Origin of the sequence: Arcanobacterium phocae (assembly GCF_900105865.1) — a bacterium.
GTDB classification, from domain to species: domain Bacteria; phylum Actinomycetota; class Actinomycetes; order Actinomycetales; family Actinomycetaceae; genus Arcanobacterium; species Arcanobacterium phocae.
The window spans coordinates 591,014-612,249 of record NZ_LT629804.1 but is presented as its reverse complement, the minus strand read 5'-3'; the positions used below and the strand labels follow the sequence as shown (position 1 = coordinate 612,249).

General features: G+C 47.6%; 14 protein-coding genes and 2 pseudogenes. 6 read left to right on the top strand and 10 right to left on the bottom strand.

The window, feature by feature from the left end; translation table 11 throughout:
- Positions 1-5: 5 nt before the first annotated feature.
- Positions 6-461 carry a hypothetical protein gene (locus BLT51_RS02605; RefSeq protein ID WP_172801304.1) on the bottom strand — a complete coding sequence of 152 codons (456 nt, stop codon included), beginning with the start codon at positions 459-461 and terminating at the stop codon, positions 6-8.
- A gap of 104 nt (positions 462-565) precedes the next feature.
- Between BLT51_RS02605 and BLT51_RS09050 the strand changes: the two are divergent.
- Positions 566-1,781: pseudogene (locus BLT51_RS09050) on the top strand (IS3 family transposase).
- Positions 1,782-2,016: 235 nt separating this feature from the next.
- Here the strand turns inward: BLT51_RS09050 and BLT51_RS02585 are convergent.
- The 8 genes and pseudogenes from BLT51_RS02585 to BLT51_RS02560 form a co-directional block, all read right to left on the bottom strand.
- Positions 2,017-2,412, bottom strand: a complete 396-nt coding sequence (locus BLT51_RS02585; RefSeq protein ID WP_172801303.1) for an integrase core domain-containing protein — start codon at positions 2,410-2,412, stop codon at positions 2,017-2,019.
- The gene (locus BLT51_RS09390) at positions 2,402-2,530 is read right to left on the bottom strand and encodes a hypothetical protein (protein ID WP_269456647.1); all 129 of its coding nucleotides are present in this window, start codon (positions 2,528-2,530) and stop codon (positions 2,402-2,404) included. Before BLT51_RS09390 ends, BLT51_RS02585 begins: the two co-directional genes overlap by 11 nt.
- A 12-nt stretch (positions 2,531-2,542) precedes the next feature.
- The gene (locus BLT51_RS09280) at positions 2,543-2,920 is read right to left on the bottom strand and encodes a hypothetical protein (protein ID WP_231943969.1); all 378 of its coding nucleotides are present in this window, start codon (positions 2,918-2,920) and stop codon (positions 2,543-2,545) included.
- Between the two features lie 37 nt (positions 2,921-2,957).
- Positions 2,958-3,125 (bottom strand): annotated as a pseudogene (locus tag BLT51_RS09465) (transposase); the annotation flags it as partial.
- A 118-nt stretch (positions 3,126-3,243) separates the two neighbouring features.
- Positions 3,244-3,675: an RHS repeat-associated core domain-containing protein gene (locus tag BLT51_RS02575; protein ID WP_157672869.1), complete on the bottom strand. Its 432-nt coding sequence runs from the start codon at positions 3,673-3,675 to the stop codon at positions 3,244-3,246.
- A 217-nt stretch (positions 3,676-3,892) separates the two neighbouring features.
- Positions 3,893-5,161, bottom strand: coding sequence for a hypothetical protein (locus BLT51_RS02570; RefSeq protein ID WP_091279556.1), 1,269 nt, complete (start codon positions 5,159-5,161; stop codon positions 3,893-3,895).
- Positions 5,162-5,225: 64 nt separating this feature from the next.
- Positions 5,226-5,906 (bottom strand): hypothetical protein, encoded by a 681-nt coding sequence (locus BLT51_RS02565; RefSeq protein WP_231943968.1) that lies wholly within the window; start codon positions 5,904-5,906, stop codon positions 5,226-5,228.
- A gap of 36 nt (positions 5,907-5,942) precedes the next feature.
- Positions 5,943-10,313 (bottom strand): RHS repeat-associated core domain-containing protein, encoded by a 4,371-nt coding sequence (locus tag BLT51_RS02560; protein WP_091279553.1) that lies wholly within the window; start codon positions 10,311-10,313, stop codon positions 5,943-5,945.
- Between the two features lie 307 nt (positions 10,314-10,620).
- Here BLT51_RS02560 and BLT51_RS02555 point away from each other — a divergent pair, with 307 nt between their 5' ends.
- The 4 genes from BLT51_RS02555 to BLT51_RS02540 all read left to right on the top strand — a co-directional run bounded on the left by BLT51_RS02555 (position 10,621) and on the right by BLT51_RS02540 (position 19,572).
- Complete coding sequence (locus BLT51_RS02555; RefSeq protein ID WP_091279550.1) at positions 10,621-16,176, top strand: DUF6531 domain-containing protein; 5,556 nt, start codon at positions 10,621-10,623, stop codon at positions 16,174-16,176.
- Between the two features lie 2 nt (positions 16,177-16,178).
- Positions 16,179-17,456, top strand: coding sequence for a hypothetical protein (locus tag BLT51_RS02550; protein WP_091279547.1), 1,278 nt, complete (start codon positions 16,179-16,181; stop codon positions 17,454-17,456).
- Positions 17,457-17,786: 330 nt separating this feature from the next.
- Positions 17,787-18,908, top strand: coding sequence for an RHS repeat domain-containing protein (locus BLT51_RS02545; protein ID WP_157672868.1), 1,122 nt, complete (start codon positions 17,787-17,789; stop codon positions 18,906-18,908).
- Positions 18,909-18,954: 46 nt separating this feature from the next.
- Positions 18,955-19,572, top strand: coding sequence for a hypothetical protein (locus BLT51_RS02540; RefSeq protein WP_091279541.1), 618 nt, complete (start codon positions 18,955-18,957; stop codon positions 19,570-19,572).
- Positions 19,573-19,857: 285 nt separating this feature from the next.
- On the opposite strand, the gene BLT51_RS02535 is transcribed toward BLT51_RS02540, so the two are convergent.
- Entirely contained in the window at positions 19,858-20,253 is a 396-nt protein-coding gene (locus BLT51_RS02535; protein WP_091279537.1) for a hypothetical protein, read from the bottom strand.
- Between the two features lie 186 nt (positions 20,254-20,439).
- Between BLT51_RS02535 and BLT51_RS02530 the strand changes: the two genes are divergently transcribed.
- On the top strand, positions 20,440-21,120 hold the full coding sequence (locus BLT51_RS02530; protein ID WP_231943967.1) for a hypothetical protein: 681 nt from the start codon (positions 20,440-20,442) through the stop codon (positions 21,118-21,120).
- Positions 21,121-21,236 lie beyond the last annotated feature (116 nt).

Here is a 21,236-nt window from a genome sequence, read left to right as displayed (position 1 = left end):
AATAATTAATGAAAAACTCGCAAGACCCATTGCTGAAAAACAGGTACCTCATCTGGATAAATCGTTCCCAGTAAGTTTTCATAGTCCATTATGATTAGGCACCCAGCTGGAACCAAATTCTTCTCAGCAATCTCAGCTATTTGGCTATCTGGAAAATCAAGACCACTTAAGAACGGTCCACTCCCAGCAATAAACTGTTGCGGGAAATTAACCAAAAGCTTAACCCGATCAGGCTCAAAATCAAACGCAGTAAACCGTATCGTACGTTCTTTAATCTCAAAATATACACATACTTCTTCGTACGTCACAGGAGCACGCAACAAACGATCCCGAGTACGACGAACCTCTTTGGCGTAAATCCTCATCTCACGTAAGTCAAGAGGAGGAGTATCTTCACCACAGACCCCATCAATTCCAACCGACACCTTACTAACAGGTGTCCGGTAATGGAGTAAAAACATGCCAAGAAGCATACCCAGTACCCCAGCTAAAAACCAGGTAGAGCCAAGTTGTTTTGAACCGCCCTGACTTTTGTTCCGTGTTGTTTTGAGGAAGGATTGTTGTTATGGCACGGAAATTTACGCAGGAGTTGATGGATCGGGCTGTTCGTTTGCTGTTTGAGCATCAGGATTCATGAGTGTTCATGTTGGGTAGCAGCCCAAGCGATTGCGGTTAAACTTGGTATGTCACCGCATTCGATCTTGGATTGGATGAAAAAGGACGCCGCTTCGGCTAAAGCCGGGCAAGGCAGCGCGATCGATTACGAGGCGGAAAATGCTCGGCTTCGTGCGGAAAATTTGGAGCTTCGGCGGGTCAATGAGCTACTCAAAGAGGCGTCGGCTTTTTTCGCGTCCGAACTCGATCCCCGAGCTAAGAAATGGTCGTGTTCATCGATGCGTATCGTGATCGTTTCGGGGTAGAGTTCATCTGCACTACATTGGCTCGCTACCGCGAAGGTGGGTTTATAACCGCGCGCGGATACCCGTGCTGCTAAGAGGCGTTTGCCTTCCAAGCGTTCGTTGCGGGACTTGCGAATTGATCCCCATCATGATCGATATCCACCGGAACAATTACGGCGTGTATGGGGAGGGTCAGATGTGGCACGCCATGGCTCGGGCAGGCCATAACATTGGCCGCGATCAGGTTGCCCGGTTAATGAAGATCGCTGGACTTCACGGCGATCCGAGGCAGGAAGCCCATCACTACCAAGCCCGCTAGAACGCCAGATGTGGCCCCTGACTTAGGTTCAGCGTAACTTCCGCGCACCAGCGCCGAACCGTTTGTGGGTTGCGGATATTACCTATGTGCGCACCCAGTCTGGATTCGTCTACACCGCGTTCGTCACCGACGTGTACTCCAAGAAGATCGTGGGCTGGGCAACCAAGAGCCGCCTGACCACCGAGGCTTTGCCCTTAGAAGCGGCCAATCATGCTGTAACCGCTAAAGGAAGCCTGAAGGGCCTGGTACATCATAGTGATCACGGTAGCCAATACGTTTCCATCGCCTACCACGAACACCTACTGGGGATTGATGAGTCCACTGGTAGCGTGGGAGACTCCTACGACAATGCCCTAGCCGAGACCGTCAACGGCCTATACAAAAGTGAACTGATCTACTCCCAAACTTGGGAAGGATTAACCGAAGTCGAGTGGGAAACCTTATGCTGGGTTCACTGGTGGAACACCACCGGCCTCCACTGCGAACTGGGATACCGCACCCCGCAAGAAATCGAAGACCACCACTGGGCCAACCAACCCAGTATACTAATACCCACCACCTAGGAACAAAACCCAGGACGGTTCACCCCAGACAGCGAATTCAAACCATCCTTCGCAATGGAAACGGTATTTTTAATCCAGTCGAACTTCATAAGGCCTTTACCGAACCAACCGACTGCCACTCCGGCACCTAAACCAGCTAGAACACCAATGCCAACACCTGCCCAGTCAACTGATCCGGTAAACGTTTGCTCAGCAACGATTTGTAGTCCTGCACCGAGTAACGCCCTGGTGTGGCCTAGTTTTTCGGGCCAGTTGACTTAAGAGTTGACCGTGTTTTTTGTTTCCATTGTTCCGCATATTGTCGTGGGCTGAGGTAGCCCAGTGAGGAATGTGGATGGAAGTTATTGTAGCGTTGTGACCAGTGAGCTACCAACGTGTGGGCGTGTTCTAGGTTCTCGATGCTGTTATCTTCAAGAAGCTCGTCTCGCATTCGGTTGTGGAAAGATTCAACAAACCCGTTATGCCAAGGCTGGCCCGGTGGAATAAACGCCTGAATCGTCTCATCCTCACCAGCCCATTCATGTAAGGCTTGAGAGATGAATTCAGGTCCGTTATCCATCCGGATCACCCGTGGCCTGCCACCATGTTCGAGTGATGCCAGATCGAGTAACTCGATGACTTCAAGCCGCATCAAGTCTGTCATCGATAGCGAAGGCAACATGTTCACGGGTATATTCATCGATGATGTTACACATCTTGATCATCTTCCCATGCCAAGTCGAATCAAACTGAAAATCTAAAGACCGCACGTCTTTAGGGTATTAACCAGGGGCAACCTTACGGTGATCTTTACCAGTTAAACGCTTACGTTTCTTACCTAGCAGCACACGTAGGCCTTCCTCGCGCCAGATTCTGCGAAATGTTTCCCGACATACCCCATATCCTTGCGCTAGGGCTGTAACCCAGGCGCGCCGGTGTCTCCACCGGCGGTAATCCTTAGCGAACTGGTGCATCCACTGGCGCAAAGACGCATACTTATCCAGCTTGATATCACTTGCTCGAGCTCGTTGGTAAGCGCTACGTGAGAGCCCCACAAACGAACAAGCAAGTCTTTGCCAATAGCCCAACTCGATCAGATGCCATACTGCATCGTGGCGACGAGCTGGGCTTAAAAGTTTCCCTCCGACAGTTCCTTCCACGTTGCTTTTCCAACTCGGCCTGGCCTAAAAGGCGCTTCAAGCGTGAGTTCTCTTCACGTAACCGCTGGAGTTCTTTAGCCTCGCTCCTCGTCATTGCCCCGTAGGTAGCCTGCCACCGGTGTAGCGTCGCTTCGCTGATTCCTAGCTCGCTCAGAATCTGGGCTGTACTCGCCCCATCATCTTTAAGTTCCCGAGCCTTTTCCAGCTTACGAACAATCTGTTTAAGGAGGTGTGTTTACTAAACTTTTTCACCATTGATCTATTCTCCCTACCCATAGGCAGAGCATCAATAGACAACACTCAAGCCACCTGGCCCTAAAAACTTAGGGCACTCCAGCCCCACCAAATCCAGCACCCACACCAGTAAACATCAGTGCGCCACCAACGATCATGGCACCAACACCTACCGCGTTTTCCCAACTCAACCCGTTCTGTTTAACTTTATGCCATAGGCTTGTTGACCGGGTGTTGTTATAAGCAGCGAGTTCTTGATCGGTGACTGGTTTGAGTCCGAGTGGGTCGGATAAAGACAATGGGTTGTTTGCCGCGTAATTATACGGGTTTGCCTCCCACACCACGCCCGGGTAAGCAGGCAGCGGGTCACGAGTAAGGAAACTATACGTGGTGGGGTCATAAACACGTGCTCTCAACCAGGCCAGACCATGAATATGTATACTTCCACTACCAATCTCAAGGCCTTCAGGCAACCCAGGCACGAGACGGCCTACCACCTGATACGGGTTATCTAACCGCATATTCACCGACTCACGCCAACTACCGGTATTTGTGGGGATTCCTAGATCGATACCACCAGTGATACTAAAGAATGGTTGATGATCAACACCAACAAGACTATGAAAGGGGCAAGCATAATCCCATTCAATATCCGTATCATTAACCCGGTCAAGAAAACCTGTCCCTTACTCCAACCATTAACCTATAACGACGACGGTGTAGGGGTTTACGTGACCATCACCAGGTGAAGTCGGTGAGGGTGAAAATACTACGACGTGGAAGTACTTGTGGACCACCCTCGAGCAAGTGTGTGGGTGGGCTAAGTGGGATGGTGAGTTTATTGGTGAAAAACTCATCAACCACCTCATCATCAATACCGGGCGTATGAGCACGTGCTTCTTTCCAATCAACGGGTGATCGTAATCGCATTCCTTCCGTACGTGACACAACCAACGCCGGATAACACATAAACCAGCCCTCAAACGGACGCGACTGCCACCCCTTATTACGGCACGCCCCCCACAGGTTAGTCGTTAAACCAATAGCAAGAGTAGGCTCAATATTCTTATCCCAGCCTGTGATTTGGTAATGCCAGACTTTGTTTCCCTCACTATCAACCATCAACAACTCGTAGGTGTTTTTCGTTATGTGGCGTGCCCATAAACATCCAAACGGACCATACTTATTCGCTCGATACTGACATATCTTGTACGCATAATGATTCGCAAGAACAAAACCAACAATAGCGCCACTACTCCATGACCAGATCACTCCGCGTGACATGACCTCGGTGAGATAGATTAATGGTAACCCGCCAATAACACAGCCAAGAATCTGCACACTAATACTAATAATGCCGTTCAAATGTCGGCCTGTGTAATACGACCAGGCACACATTAAACCCATATATACTGGCGGAACAAGCCGATACCAGCCAGAAGAAAGCCAAATAGGGAAGAACAAGCCAATAAAAATAAACACCACAGAAAAGAAACCCAGAACAATATTAAACTCGGCAATATCTACAAACCGGTACACACCTTTAGACCCACGTTCACGCCAATCATGGGACATATCAAACCATAAATTAATCAATCCAGCGCGTTGACGGCGAGCATTACCTGCCATCAACAAATACCGATACCGGTGCAGATAATCCTTATACGGGCTGGGATCAAAATTAGTCGAAGCGACCTTTTCTTCCACACTCATCACCACCGATAACGCCGTGGTTTGATCCCCACCCTCAACAGCCGTAATACCTTGAGCAAACAACCGGTCAACCTCAGCAGAATCATACTTAAACCGGAACGTAAGAAACTTGATAATTGGGTCCCACACAACACGTAACGGACGATACAACACCCCAAGCATCTTTGGTGTTAATACCGGAGACTCCCGCAACCCACGCATCCGCACACACTCAACCCGCAACCACCACATACACCAGGCCAGCAACCGCGAATTATCCACCGTAAACCGACCATAACGATCAGACTCTGACATGTGCATCCTCCCAAACCAGCTCATGTGTGCTACACGCATGAGCTACGCGCTAGTCATATAAACACTAGTTGTCGTAGTGGGTGGGGGTTTCGGTTAACGAGTTTAAATACGCGAGGGCTTGCGGGTTATTGGCATAAAACTCTTGATGCTCAGTGTAAATCCTTTCCGCGAAACCGTTACGCGTTATCTGAGCATTTTCATCCCACTCAGGATCATCAATAGGACACCTGAGCAATTCAAACCGGCGGTGTTGGAGTTCTTCTAACAGACGTAAATACACCAGCGAGTAATCGAATCGATTATAGTCAATATTGATCTTTTTCCGACCCGCATACAGCTTATACCGGTTCACACCATAACCAAGCTTAGTCACCTCATCAAAGCGGACCTCACGATAAAACAAGAACCCAAACTTCGTCCACACCTTATCACGATCAACCCCAAACCGACGCCACAAACCATGCGACAATAAAACGAAACTAATCGCGAAACCAACTGAACATGCAGGCACCATAGCAGGGTCTACTGGCTCTCCCACATACATGGACTGCAAACCTACAAAAATAATAAGACCCATTAAAAGGCACCCTAACCCGCCAACAGGCACGAGTATCTTTGCTTGGGAAAACACGCGTTCTTCGGCAGGATCTTTACTCATCTTCCGCAACGCACGCTGCATACTCGCACTACCAGCCCCCGCACTAAACGCCAGCCCCTCACCAAACTTCGCCGGTTCAATCATCATCATTTCATCCTTTCGTAAGCATTATCATTATTGTGCTTAATTGCCAATGTTGATCTGAGGGATACTCTCATGTAGCACATCACCCATGTCTGTTACTCCAGTTTTAGTAAGTTCAGTACCGATTTGATAGTCTTCACCCATGAGATAATTCACGCTAGCATCAACACTCATATTTACTCCACTCGTAACGGCTGTTGTCCCACCATTGATGATAAGTTTTACCGCATTGTCATCAAAAGTATTCCCAAGATTAGCGGTCTCGCTTACTTTAAACAGATTTCCATATGCACTAACTCCACTAGAGACACCTGCATTAATATTCGTGAGGAGGAGATCATGAGCACTAAAATCACGAGCCGGATCACTGACCACGTCAATCACATACCCCGCGTTTGCCGTAGCAAAATTCGATGCCACTTCGCCCCCTATATTGGAAAGGGCAAGGCTACTTTTCGCAAAAACATCACTTTCAGCTGCTATCTTAGTTGCAACTGATAACTTCGTTTGACCTTTAACCATCGCCAACACACCACTACCAGCCTTCTTAACCGCCTCATTGCCTAGATTTTCTGCTAAAGCAGACCTAGCTGTTGACGAATACTGCAAGAGTTTCGACGATACAAGATTTGACGCACCCGCACCGATACCACCAAGAACACCACCAACCAACGCCTCTTTACCAACCTGCCAAAAATCGACACTACCAGTGGAATATTTTTGCGACCCAATAGAAACACCACCAGATATCAACGCACCAGAAATAATCGCAGCACCCAACGGACCACCAACACCCGTAGCAGCAACACCTATTCCAACAACAACCGCCACTCCAGCAGCAATATATTCCCAGTTATTTGCAAAGAAACTAGTAGTATCCTCCCAGAAAGATGTTGATCGGTTTGCGTTGTATGCGGCCAGTTCTTGATCGGTGACTGGTTTGAGTCCGAGTGGGTCGGATAAAGACAACGGGTTGTTCGCCGCGTAATTATACGGGTTTGCTTCCCATACCACGCCAGGCAATGCCGGCAACGGGTCACGGGTAAGGAAACTGTAGGTGGTAGGGTCATACACGCGTGCTCCTAACCATGCTAGGCCGCCAATATGTAGGCTCCCACTACCAACACCTATCCCATCAGGCAGACTGGGAAGATGATGATGAGTTATCTGATACGGGTTATCTAACCGCATATTCACCGATTCACGCCAACTACCGGTATTTGTAGGGATTCCTAGATCGATACCACCAGTGATACTAAAGAATGGTTGATGGTCTACACCAACAAGATTGTATACCGGGCGTCCATAATCCCATTCAATATCCGTATCATTAACCCGGTCCAAAAACCCTAAAGCGTTGACATGAACATCAGTACGGGTTGTGTGTCCATGACCATCACGCTCAATAACCTCTTGCAGCCAGCCTCGTTCATCCCACACATATTCGTGAGTCTTACCATTACTAGCAACACGTGTTAAGCGTTGACCTTGACCACTATAGGTATACCCCCACTCGGTAGCGTGACCATCACGTGTTGTACTCACACGCGTTAGTTCACTTGCCTGGTTATAGGTAAAACGTGTTGATTCACTATGACCATCAGGAGTGTTAGCATGGTTAATGTTGATGATTCGGCCAGCGCAATCGTATTCATAGGTTGTAGAATTACCATCTAGCTGGCGAACTTTTACTAGCCAGCCAGCATCGTTATACGTATAAGTATAAGAACCATGTTCGTTTCTAATACTCGTTATCCAACCGAACGCGTCACGAGTAATACTCGTGGATTGACCATGATAATGATGAGAGATGAAACCATCAACATAGGCCCACGTATGGTTCTCATCTGCACAATCACACGATACGACCCGTCCAGCATTATCGTATCCAAAACGCACTTTACCTAAAACACTATGATCAACACCCTCTAGGCGGCCATGCTCATCATAAGAATAGCCTACCTGGTGACCGTCTTCTGTTGTATAACAAATGCGTTGACCATCTTTGTTATACGCCCAACGAGATTGCACAGAAACCTGGCTGGAACCACCATGAGCTACGTGACGTGTTTGAGATACCAGGCGGCCTTGCCGGTCATACTCTAATACATGTTCAACTGGTTTAGTTTGGTTTTTATCAGTCCAATCACTCACCACAAGCCGGTGATTATCTCGATCCCTCTCAACACGGCTCAATAGCCGACCATCACCATAACAAGCCACCAAGTCACCATTATTGTCATACTCAACAGATCGGCGGCGACCATCTGGATCAACCTGACTCAACACGCGACCTGCTTGATCATACCCCCACGAGGTAACCCGCCCGAGTTGATCTTTTACACCAACAATATTACCTGCAGCATCGTATGACCTTTCACTGACTGTCCCACTAGGATCACACACACTAATAAGCCGGCCACGTTCATCATACGAATAGCGTGTTTTACCACCCACACCGTTAGTCACGCTCACCAATTGACCGGCAGCATCATAGGCGAATTTACGGATACCAGTTTTAATATCCGAACTATATGTTACCCGCCCGCACTTATCATATTTACGAACAATCTGACCGATGCCGGGCACCCATGCACGAGTTAAACGCCCCAGACCATCATACGAGTACGTTGCTTTTTCTCCGACCGCGTTCACGCGTTCAACCACCCGTGAATCAGCATCATAACCAAACCGCGTTAGCCCACTCCCAGGCTCATCAACACTAGATAACCGGCCACACTCATCATACGTATAAGTAGTGTGCCGGCCTTCAGGACTAACCACCTGCGTGACACGCCCAGCAAGATCACGCGTCATAACAGTTAGCCCGCCATCACCATCAAGTAGTTCAACAGGCCGACCCAACGCATCATACGTCACAATACTCGCCCCACCAAAAGGATCACTACTCTTTACCGGCCGGCCATACTCATCAAACTCAATAACACCATCAACACGACCACGACTATCATAAGCAACACTTTGCTTAAGGCCATGGCGAACCGTATTTTTCACCCCGGTAGGATCTTCAACCCCAACCAAAAAACCATTCTTACTATACGTATATGACCAGCTTCCCCCAACCGGATCAACAATCGACGTCAAACGAGACAACCCGTCATGAACAAACGAATACCCAGCACCATCAGGCAAAACAAGAACGCTGAGATTCCCTAAATCATCAAACTCACGCCGGACAGTACGCCCAAGCGCATCAGTATAACTATCAACATCCCCCGCATCATTATACGAATAATGGATTTTCGCATGATACGGATCATCCACAACACTCAACCGACCCGAACCATCATACTCAAACCGCCACATGGCACCATCAGGATCACGCCGCGAAACCAACAACCCACGATCATCATACCGATACTCAGTCACATAACCCAAAGCAGTACTCACTTTAGTAACACGACCGGCATCATCACGTTCTAGATAAACCTTATCGCCAACAGCATTAGTGATAGAAACAAGATCACCATGAACGTCATAACCAAAATCAATCCGAACACCCATCGGATCAATAACATACTCAATCAACCCTTGCCGCCACGAAAGCCGGGTAACACCCCCACACCCATCTATAATCCGGCAAGGATAACGCACATCATCATCCGCATACTCATAAGCTAACGTTGACCCATCACCATTAACCAGTAGCGTTAACCGATCAAACCCATCCCACTCATAATCAACACGACCACCCGCAGGTAACACATCACGCACAACACGAGACCGCTCATCATACAAATGAATCGTCGCATTACCCTCACGATCACGCACCTGAACAAGATTGCCATACTTATCATAAGACATCGACTGACGGTTACCATCACAATCAATAACCCCAACCGTTCGCCCAAACCCATCACCAATCCACGTATTACTACGCGAACCATCCTCATCACTCACAGCCGTCACCCCACCAGGCAAATAAGAAAAACGAGTCGTGCGCCCATGCGGTGAAACCTGCGAGAGAACCCGACCGTCGTCGTCAAACGTATTCACACACTCAACCACACCCGAAACATCACTCACAGAAACAATAAAATCACGCCCATCCCACGCATAAGAACGTGAACCATGAGGCAAACACACTTCTACTAAACGCCGTAAACCATCATAAATATACTCAATTCTTTGCCCACCACTATCACGAACAACAGCCAAACGATCTTCACAATACTCACACTCAAACCAACGACCCCAATGATTTTCACAGCGACTCACACGCCCATCACCATCACGGTAAACCCACACCGAATCAACAAACCCAGAACCATACGCAACCAACAAACCCGCAACATCAAAAACCCACCGGTTTCCCTGATTATCGTTAACCACCCACACATCATCCACACGCACTAAGCCAGGAATATTTAACGACTCCATCTCATGCATACCGCATCTAAAAACGCTTAGCTTCTGTTTATAAAATACAGACCTATAGGCACTATCGGTACAAAGGATAACGGTTTATATTGTAATAGCGAACAGACATTGTCGGAGCATTAATTATGGGGAACTGTAGGGCACTAAGTGCTGCACATCATTGGAGTCATGTCAGTATGACCATAGGGTAATATTCCAAATATGGTAGTTGTGGGTAGAATATTGGTTGATATGTGGTTAACGTTGTGTTGTCAGGTTGCTTTTCGCTAGTTTTATACCTCTAGCATGTTGATTTTGATGTGATTGGCGGTTTGTTGTGAGTAAGTTGCATGGTGCTGAAGAGGATGTTTGGGGTCCTTCCCAAGAGGCTGTCTGTGCGGGTTTACGTACTCAGTGCTTGAATTCGATTAATGCTTTTGCTGATGCTATGAGTCGTATTGATTCAGTTGGTGAGCAGGCTAATGTGGATTTTCGTGGGGTTTTTGCTCAGCAGTTTGTTAATAATTTATCAGTTCAGCGTACGGATAGTACGAATATTCGCGCAATGCTTTATTCGCTGGTGTCGTCGATTAATAGGGCAGCGGAAGTAGCGAAAGAAGAGCAGGCCCGCCGAGAGAAGGCTCGGGCGTGGGAAAAAGAACATGCTGAGTGGGAAAATGCGCGTGAAGATTGGTGGGGACCAGATTTCGTATATCGCTGGTCGTGGTCTGAGCCGGTTATTGATTTCCAGCAAGAACCTTTCGATGCTCCGAATATATCTGTGGATGCGCCTAGGAGTGGTCGAGATAATCCTGTTTTAGGGAGTAGTGCTGGCACAGCACCGGTTTCTTCAGCTCGTCCAGGTGATTTGGATTCGTGGGTTGTAGCATGCCGTGGGGTGTGTGATGACTTGTCTGCAGCAGTTCAGCGTTTTGAGAATGCTTACAATGATTTTGAAGCTGGGTGGACGTGGAAGGAGGAGAGCGAATCGACCATCGCGGGTATGGCTGATTTTATATCTTCTATGCGCCGGCATATTGACGCGAATATGAATGATGCGGACTGGATTTCGTTGGTTGCTGCTGCGTTTCGTGAGGCTGATGGTAGTGGTGGTGTTGTGACGTTATCTGATGCTGCGTTGGCTGCTGTGTTGCAAAATTCTCGTATTACGCGTGAGCATGTGGTTCTTGGTCCGTTGGCTTTTGTTGGTATGGTTCCGACGACGGGGTATTCGGATGATCCGGTGAATACTGTGACGGGTAATTTTGTTGAGCCTGAGGTTGATTTGGGTTTTGCGGGTGTTAGTTCTTCGCTGGTATTTTCCCGTATGTTTAATTCTGTGTTGTCTGCTTTGCAGCGTACGGATAAGAGTGTTGATGTGGGTGTGTGTGGTGTTGGTTGGTGGTCCGTTGTCGATCAGCGTCTTATTGTTGGTGATACGGAGATTGTGTGGGTTCGTGATGATGGTCGTCGGATTGTTTTCCCTGTGGTTTCGGGAAGCGATCAGTGGCGTGCGTTGCGGGAGTCGTTTTGGGTTCAATCTGGTAGTGTCCGTGAATTAGAGTTGTTGGGTGTTCCGGCCGAAGTGCGTGTGGATGATGTGTGGGTGGTTAACGATAATCAGGGAAACCGGTGGGTTTTTGATGTTGCGGGTTTGTTGGTTGCGTATGGTTCTGGGTTTGTTGATTCGGTGTGGGTTTACCGTGATGGTGATGGGCGTGTGAGTCGCTGTGAAAATCATTGGGGTCGTTGGTTTGAGTGTGAGTATTGTGAAGATCGTTTGGCTGTTGTTCGTGATAGTGGTGGGCAAAGAATTGAGTATATTTATGATGGTTTACGGCGTTTAGTAGAAGTGTGTTTGCCTCATGGTTCACGTTCTTATGCGTGGGATGGGCGTGATTTTATTGTTTCTGTGAGTGATGTTTCGGGTGTGGTTGAGTGTGTGAATACGTTTGACGACGACGGTCGGGTTCTCTCGCAGGTTTCACCGCATGGGCGCACGACTCGTTTTTCTTATTTGCCTGGTGGGGTGACGGCTGTGAGTGATGAGGATGGTTCGCGTAGTAATACGTGGATTGGTGATGGGCTTGGGCGAACGGTTGGGGTTATTGATTGTGATGGTAACCGTCAGTCGATGTCTTATGATAAGTATGGCAATCTTGTTCAGGTGCGTGATCGTGAGGGTAATGCGACGATTCATTTGTATGATGAGCGGTCTCGTGTTGTGCGTGATGTGTTACCTGCGGGTGGTCGTGTTGATTATGAGTGGGATGGGTTTGATCGGTTAACGCTACTGGTTAATGGTGATGGGTCAACGTTAGCTTATGAGTATGCGGATGATGATGTGCGTTATCCTTGCCGGATTATAGATGGGTGTGGGGGTGTTACCCGGCTTTCGTGGCGGCAAGGGTTGATTGAGTATGTTATTGATCCGATGGGTGTTCGGATTGATTTTGGTTATGACGTTCATGGTGATCTTGTTTCTATCACTAATGCTGTTGGCGATAAGGTTTATCTAGAACGTGATGATGCCGGTCGTGTTACTAAAGTGAGTACTGCTTTGGGTTATGTGACTGAGTATCGGTATGATGATCGTGGGTTGTTGGTTTCGCGGCGTGATCCTGATGGTGCCATGTGGCGGTTTGAGTATGATGGTTCGGGTCGGTTGAGTGTTGTGGATGATCCGTATCATGCGAAAATCCATTATTCGTATAATGATGCGGGGGATGTTGATAGTTATACTGATGCGCTTGGGCGTACTGTCCGGCGTGAGTTTGATGATTTAGGGAATCTCAGCGTTCTTGTTTTGCCTGATGGTGCTGGGTATTCGTTTGTTCATGACGGGTTGTCTCGTTTGACGTCGATTGTTGATCCGGTTGGGGGAAGCTGGTCATATACGTATAGTAAGAATGGTTTTTTGGTTGGGGTTGAAGATCCTACCGGGGTGAAAAATACGGTTCGCCATGGCCTTAAGCAAAGTGTTGCTTATGATAGTCGTGGTCGTGTTGATGGTGTTATTGAGTTTGATGAGTATGGCCGGCCGGTAAAGAGTAGTGATCCTTTTGGTGGGGCGAGTATTGTGACGTATGATGCGTTGGGTCGGCCTGTTGAACTACTTGATGGTGATGGCGGGCTAACTGTTATGACGCGTGATCTTGCTGGGCGTGTCACGCAGGTGGTTAGTCCTGAAGGCCGGCACACTACTTATACGTATGATGAGTGTGGCCGGTTATCTAGTGTTGATGAGCCTGGGAGTGGGCTAACGCGGTTTGGTTATGATGCTGATTCACGGGTGGTTGAACGCGTGAACGCGGTCGGAGAAAAAGCAACGTACTCGTATGATGGTCTGGGGCGTTTAACTCGTGCATGGGTGCCCGGCATCGGTCAGATTGTTCGTAAATATGATAAGTGCGGGCGGGTAACATATAGTTCGGATATTAAAACTGGTATCCGTAAATTCGCCTATGATGCTGCCGGTCAATTGGTGAGCGTGACTAACGGTGTGGGTGGTAAAACACGCTATTCGTATGATGAACGTGGCCGGCTTATTCGTGTGTGTGATCCTAGTGGGACAGTCAGTGAAAGGTCATACGATGCTGCAGGTAATATTGTTGGTGTAAAAGATCAACTCGGGCGGGTTACCTCGTGGGGGTATGATCAAGCAGGTCGCGTGTTGAGTCAGGTTGATCCAGATGGTCGCCGCCGATCTGTTGAGTATGACAATAATGGTGACTTGGTGGCTTGTTATGGTGATGGTCGGCTATTGAGCCGTGTTGAGAGGGATCGAGATAATCACCGGCTTGTGGTGAGTGATTGGACTGATAAAAACCAAACTAAACCAGTTGAACATGTATTAGAGTATGACCGGCAAGGCCGCCTGGTATCTCAAACACGTCACGTAGCTCATGGTGGTTCCAGCCAGGTTTCTGTGCAATCTCGTTGGGCGTATAACAAAGATGGTCAACGCATTTGTTATACAACAGAAGACGGTCACCAGGTAGGCTATTCTTATGATGAGCATGGCCGCCTAGAGGGTGTTGATCATAGTGTTTTAGGTAAAGTGCGTTTTGGATACGATAATGCTGGACGGGTCGTATCGTGTGATTGTGCAGATGAGAACCATACGTGGGCCTATGTTGATGGTTTCATCTCTCATCATTATCATGGTCAATCCACGAGTATTACTCGTGACGCGTTCGGTCGGATAACGAGTATTAGAAACGAACATGGTTCTTATACTTATACGTATAACGATGCTGGCTGGCTAGTAAAAGTTCGCCAGCTAGATGGTAATTCTACAACCTATGAATACGATTGCGCTGGCCGAATCATCAACATTAACCATGCTAACACTCCTGATGGTCATAGTGAATCAACACGTTTTACCTATAACCAGGCAAGTGAACTAACGCGTGTGAGTACAACACGTGATGGTCACGCTACCGAGTGGGGGTATACCTATAGTGGTCAAGGTCAACGCTTAACACGTGTTGCTAGTAATGGTAAGACTCACGAATATGTGTGGGATGAACGAGGCTGGTTACAGACTATTGTTGAGCGTGATGGTCATGGACACACAACCCGTACTGATGTTCATGTTAACTCTCTGGGTTTCCTTGACCGGGTGGGTGATACGGATATTGAATGGGATTATGGACGCCCGGTATACAATCTTGTTGGTGTAGACCATCAACCATTCTTTAGTATCACTGGTGGTATCGATCTAGGAATCCCCACAAATACCGGTAGTTGGCGTGAGTCGGTGAATATACGGTTAGATAACCCGTATCAGATAACTCATCATCATCTTCCCAGTCTGCCTGATGGGATAGGTGTTGGTAGTGGGAGCCTACATATTGGCGGCCTAGCATGGTTAGGAGCACGCGTGTATGACCCCACCACGTATGGTTTCCTTACCCACGACCCCCTACCCCCGCTACCAGGCGTGGTATGGGAAGCAAACCCGTATAACTATGCGGCGAACAACCCGTTGTCTTTATCCGACCCGTTAGGCCTGAAACCAGTCACCGATCAAGAACTCGCTGCTTATAACAACAACCGGTCAACAAGCCTATGGCACAAGGTTCAACAGAACGGATTGAGTTGGGAAAACGTAGTAGGCGGTCTTGCTATAGGTGTTGGTGTAGGACTGATGTTTACCGGTGTGGGCCTTCCGGTTGCTGGGGTATTGCTTGGTGCTGGGGTTCAGGTCGTTGCTGAGAAAACTCTTAGCGGGTCGGTTGACTGGTTAGGTGTTGGCATTGGTGTTCTAGCTGGTTTAGGTGCCGGAGCGGCACTCGGTTGGTTCGGTAAAGGCCTTACTAAAATAAAGCGGGTAGGAAAGCTTGTTAAAGGTGCGAAGGATGGTTTGAATGCGCTGTCTGGGGCTGGTGGGCGTGTGGCTCGTTTTGGGGTGTCTTTTGTTGGGGATACGGTAGAAGATGGTGCCTCTAGTGTGCTTGAGTATGGCCTGAATGGTTTGGTAGGCCGTGAAAACGACCAGGGGTTTGGTGGGACTATTAAAGATGGGATGTTTAATCCGCGTAATATGCTCATGCGTGGTGTGGGTTCTGGGATTAAAGCTCGGGGTAGGGCTTATTATGGTGATTTATATGGGGTATCGCCATTCCAGTTTGGTCAAAAGGGATATGACAATATTGATGATTATTTAGGTTCTGAAACGTTTGGGTATGATCCTCGAACGTCGATAGAAAATCCGGATAAGATTTTTGCGATAGGTGAGAAGTATGTGGAAACTGGTGAGGTTCGGATGATGAATTTTGATAAAGCTGTTGATGGTAAAGAAATAGCGACGTATGAGTATCAAGCTGGTCCTACGAGTCCGGTTCGTTCTCGTGATGTTCATATTATTGGTTTGCCGTGGGAGAAGTAAAAGTGAAAGAAGTTATGGATACTGATCGTTATGGTCGGTTTACGGTGGATAATTCGCGGTTGCTGGCCTGGTGTATGTGGTGGTTGCGGGTTGAGTGCGTACGGCTACGTGATTTGGATGAGGATCCTACGATTAGTGCGGAAAAACTTGGGGTGTTGTATCGCCCGTTGCGTTTCTTGTGGGATCCGATTATCAAGTTTTTCACCTTTCCTCATGAGTATGATGCGGGTGAGGTTGACCGGTTGTTTGCTCAAGGTATTACGGCTGTTGAGGGTGGGGATCAAACCACGGCGTTATCGGTGGTAATGAGTGTGGAAGAAAAGGTCGCTTCGACTAATTTTGATCCCAGCCCGTATAAGGATTATCTGCACCGGTATCGGTATTTGTTGATGGCAGGTAATGCTCGCCGTCAACGCGCTGGATTGATTAATTTATGGTTTGATATGTCCCATGATTGGCGTGAACGTGGGTCTAAAGGCGTCTACCGGTTTGTAGATATTGCCGAGTTTAAGTTTGTGCAAGCATTCTTTTCTGTTGCGTTGGTCTTGATTGGTTTGCTGGTTCCTATCTGGTTATCTACTGGCTGGTATCGGCTTGTTCCGCCAGTATATATGGGTTTAATGTGTGCCTGGTCGTATTACACAGGCCGGCATTTAAACGGCATTATTAGTATTAGTGTGCAGATTCTTGGATGGGTTATTGGCGGGTTACCATTAATCTATCTCACCGAGGTCATGTCACGCGGAGTGATCTGGTCATGGAGTAGCGGCGCTATTGTTGGTTTTGTTCTTGCGAATCATTATGCGTACAAGATATGTCAGTATCGGGCGAATAAGTATGGTCCGTTTGGGTGTTTATGGGCACGCCACATAACGAAAAACACCTACGAGTTGTTGATGGTTGATAGTGAGGGAAACAAAGTCTGGCATTACCAAATCACAGGCTGGTATAAGAATGTTGATGCCACGCTTAGTGATTGGTTATCGATTGATTTACGTGGTGATTGCCGTAATAAGGGGTGGCAGTCGCGTCCGTTTGAGGGCTGGTTTATGTGTTACCCAGCGTTGGTTGTGCCACGTACGGAAGGGTTACGGTTGCGTTCTCCAGTAGATTGGAAAGAAGCACGTGCTCATACGCCCGGTATTGATGATGAGGTGGTTGATGAGTTTTTCACCAATAAACTCACCATCCCACTTAGCCCACCCACACACTTGCTCGAGGGTGGTCCACAAGTACTTCCGCGTCGTAGTATTTTCACCCTCACCGACTTCACCTGGTGATGGTCACGTAAACCCCTACACCGTCGTCGTTATAGGTTAGCGGCTGGGTAGGACGGGCTTTCTTTATCCTATACCTTTGCGTGTGGGATGAACGAGGCTGGCTACAGGCCATTGTTGAGCGTGATGGTCATGGACACACAACCCGTACTGATGTTCATGTTAACGCTTTAGGGTTTCCTTGACCGGGTTAATGATACGGATATTGAATGGGATTATGGACGCCCCTTTCATAGTCTTGTTGGTGTAGATCATCAACCATTCTTTAGTATCACTGGTGGTATCGATCTAGGAATCCCCACAAATACCGGTAGTTGGCGTGAATCGGTGAATATGCGGTTAGATAACCCGTATCAGATAACTCATCATCATCTTCCCAGTCTGCCTGATGGGATAGGTGTTGGTAGTGGGAGCCTGTTTGTTGGTGGTCTGGCTTGGTTGAGGGCACGTGTTTATGACCCCACCACGTATGGTTTCCTTACCCGTGACCCGTTGCCGGCATTGCCTGGTGTGGTGTGGGAGGCAAACCCGTATAACTATGCGGCAAACAACCCGTTGTCGTTATCCGACCCGTTAGGCCTGAAACCAGTAACGGATAAAGAACTCGCTGCTTATAACAACACCCGGTCAGTGTCGTTCTGGGAACGTGCTGGAAATTTTGTTAACGACCATGCATACCTCGTTGCTGGATTAGCGGTTGTTGCTGGGGTTGCATTGATGCTTTCTCCTCTATCTGGTCCCGCATTGGTTATGGCGGTAGCAGCAGGGCAAGGACTGTTTAATGCTGGAAGTACAATTGCTGTACAAAAATTTTTTGGCGAAGACGTTTCTTTGAAAGAAGTAGCTATTGCTGGAATGACAGGCCTGGCGACAGGATCTTTATTGGGATGGAGTATGAATGTTTCTAAAGCCGCTAATGGAGTAAAAGGCCTTTTCGCTATGACAGGAACAAATGCTGCTGCAGGTGGTACATCTTCCATTATATCTTATACTTTCAGTGAAGATGAAAAAACGGCTCAGGGGTATATTGCAAGCTTTATTTCAGGAGGAGTTGCCGGGGGAATTGGTGGATTATCAGGACCTGCTGGTGGAACTATCGCTAGAACTATAGGACAACGTTCCACTTCAGCTTTGGCCAGTGGCATCACTGCTACTATCAATTTTGGAGGAGGATTTGCGGCGTCAATAACAAATGATCTGATGAATAGTAAAGAACTTTCGATAGCTAACGCAACTATGAATGGAGCCTTTTCGGGTATCTTATCTCCTATTGCCGATAGGATGCCTGGACAGCAAGGAACTCATACGCTAGAACAAGCGTCCTACTTTAGTGTTCGCTCTAGCCATGGCCTTGTTCGTCCAACTGGACCAAATGGGTCTAGATTAATTAAGTCGTCACTTGCAGGGGCAGCGATCGGAGAACTTCCAGGAAAAATACTTGAATTCATGGAGTGATTGATAGAGATGTTGACCATCTAATAGTTACTAGGGAGGGATTAACATGGTGTGGATAGTAGCTTGTACGACTCCACTAATTTTCTATCTGCTCTTTCGTTATACGCAGCCACATTGGGCATTGATCATATTCGGAGTCAGTCTTCTAGGAAGCACCCCCGTCATCGCTATTTTTAATATTCCATTAGAACCAAAGGTATGGATGATATATAACGCCCTAGTGGTGGTCATCTTTTCGGCAATCGCACAACCACGGCCCCAAGTATGGTTCAGTCGAGCGCTCAAGGACTATTCACCAACAACGTCTGCTTCTTATCTGGCATTTATGAAAGCTGTTTTGCCTTCACTTCTGCTCGTCGGAACGCTAGGTTTAGGGTATTCTCTCTTAATTCCGCTATATTTCCACGTTCATCTCGACACGCTCTTCTTAATCATTTTTTCCGCGGCACTGATAGGCCTCACCAGTGCATATACCGGCGGATATAAATTTTATTTTCTTACTGCCTCACTACTAGTTCCGTTACTCGTTTTCGATAAACCGCTTCACCAGATCTGTTTAGCGACTTCGATCTGGATGTACGCCTATATTGCCGCCTGCCTAATGCGAGATCCAGGCATCGTTTCGCCGTCGTCGACGACGAAGAAACCCAGCGCAAGCTGGTAACTGGTTGGCTTGCACGACGGGGCCAACCACGTCGTATGGGTTAGCGTGTCAATACTTGGGTATCTTGCTGGGTTTTGTACGACGACGTTACCCGTCTTAATCACAACCCCTGGCATTACACGATCATATCCCATCGCCCTCGAAGCACACTATCTTGATCATCCATCTGGTAACAACAGCCAGCAGAAAAGTGGGAAGAACAATTGCTCTTGCACCCTAATGATGAGATAGTTGCACCATTTCAACCTCGGGACGCGACCAACTTATTTGTTGGTTAGTAAGCGTCTAACTAAAAACATTATCCAACCACCGGTGCAAAGCCGGAATTTCATCTTGATAAATAGTCGCCAAAACCTGCTGTTTGGTGATCACAACCAAGTTGCGAACATCTACATGATAAGCACGTGCGATTTCCGCTACAGCGCTACCTGGATAGTCCACACCGCACAAGAAGGGGTCATTACCAAAAATTACTTTCCCTGGTTCAGTCAATAATAAAGAAATCATGTCAGCTGAAAAATCATTTTCCTGGAAAACAATGACATGGTCACCGATTGACAACTGAACTTCCAATACCTGACGATAAGAATCAGCCCGGAATAAATGACGTCGAGTAATTCTACGAAACCGGGCACTTAAAACCACGTCGCGTAAATGTAGTGGAGCTATATCGACGCTCATGCCACACCCTTTCCTGTCAAAACTTCAACGTTGCACTTTATAAGATTAGTTATTCTTATGGGCGATTTAAATTGTATACCACTGATAAGAGCATGATCGATTATTCGTTCCGTTTATGTCGTTGTGGTGGTCTTCTTATTGGTAAGATTACCCCGGTTGGTTTCATTGCTAGAGTAAGGCTAAATCGTGATAATTGAACCGGCGAAGTTTGGTGAGGGGCTGGCGTTTAGTGCGGGGGCTGGTAGTGCGAGTATGCAGCGTGCGTTGCGGAAGATGAGTAAAGATCCTGCCGAAGAACGCGTGTTTTCCCAAGCAAAGATACTCGTGCCTGTTGGCGGGTTAGGGTGCCTTTTAATACTTGGATCTATTGTTGATAGCATCTTAAAATCGCCAGATAGCCCACGCGCTATCGAAAATGCCATGGTAGGTGGTTCTGTTTTCCTTCTCATTCCCCTTTTCTTTCTTGTGTATGGGTTAGTGCGTCGGTTTGGGGTTGATCGTGATAAGGTGTGGACGAAGTTTGGGTTCTTGTTTTACCGTGAGGTCCGCTTTGATGAGGTGACTAAGCTTGGTTATGGTGTGAACCGGTATAAGCTGTATGCGGGTCGGAAAAAGATCAATATTGACTATAATCGATTCGATTACTCGCTGGTGTATTTACGTTTGTTAGAAGAACTCCAACACCGCCGGTTTGAATTACTCAGGTGTCCTATTGATGATCCTGAGTGGGATGAAAATGCTCAGATAACGCGTAACGGTTTCGCGGAAAGGATTTACACTGAGCATCAAGAGTTTTATGCCAATAACCCGCAAGCCCTCGCGTATTTAAACTCGTTAACCGAAACCCCTACTCATTACGACAATTAGCTAGAACGAAATTAGCGTTCCGCGCAATAACAATCGCCAAATAACACAACGGAAATACAGAAGTTGCTGACCAATAATGCGTTCTCAAAAAATCATGTTGACCCGTTCCTCATATT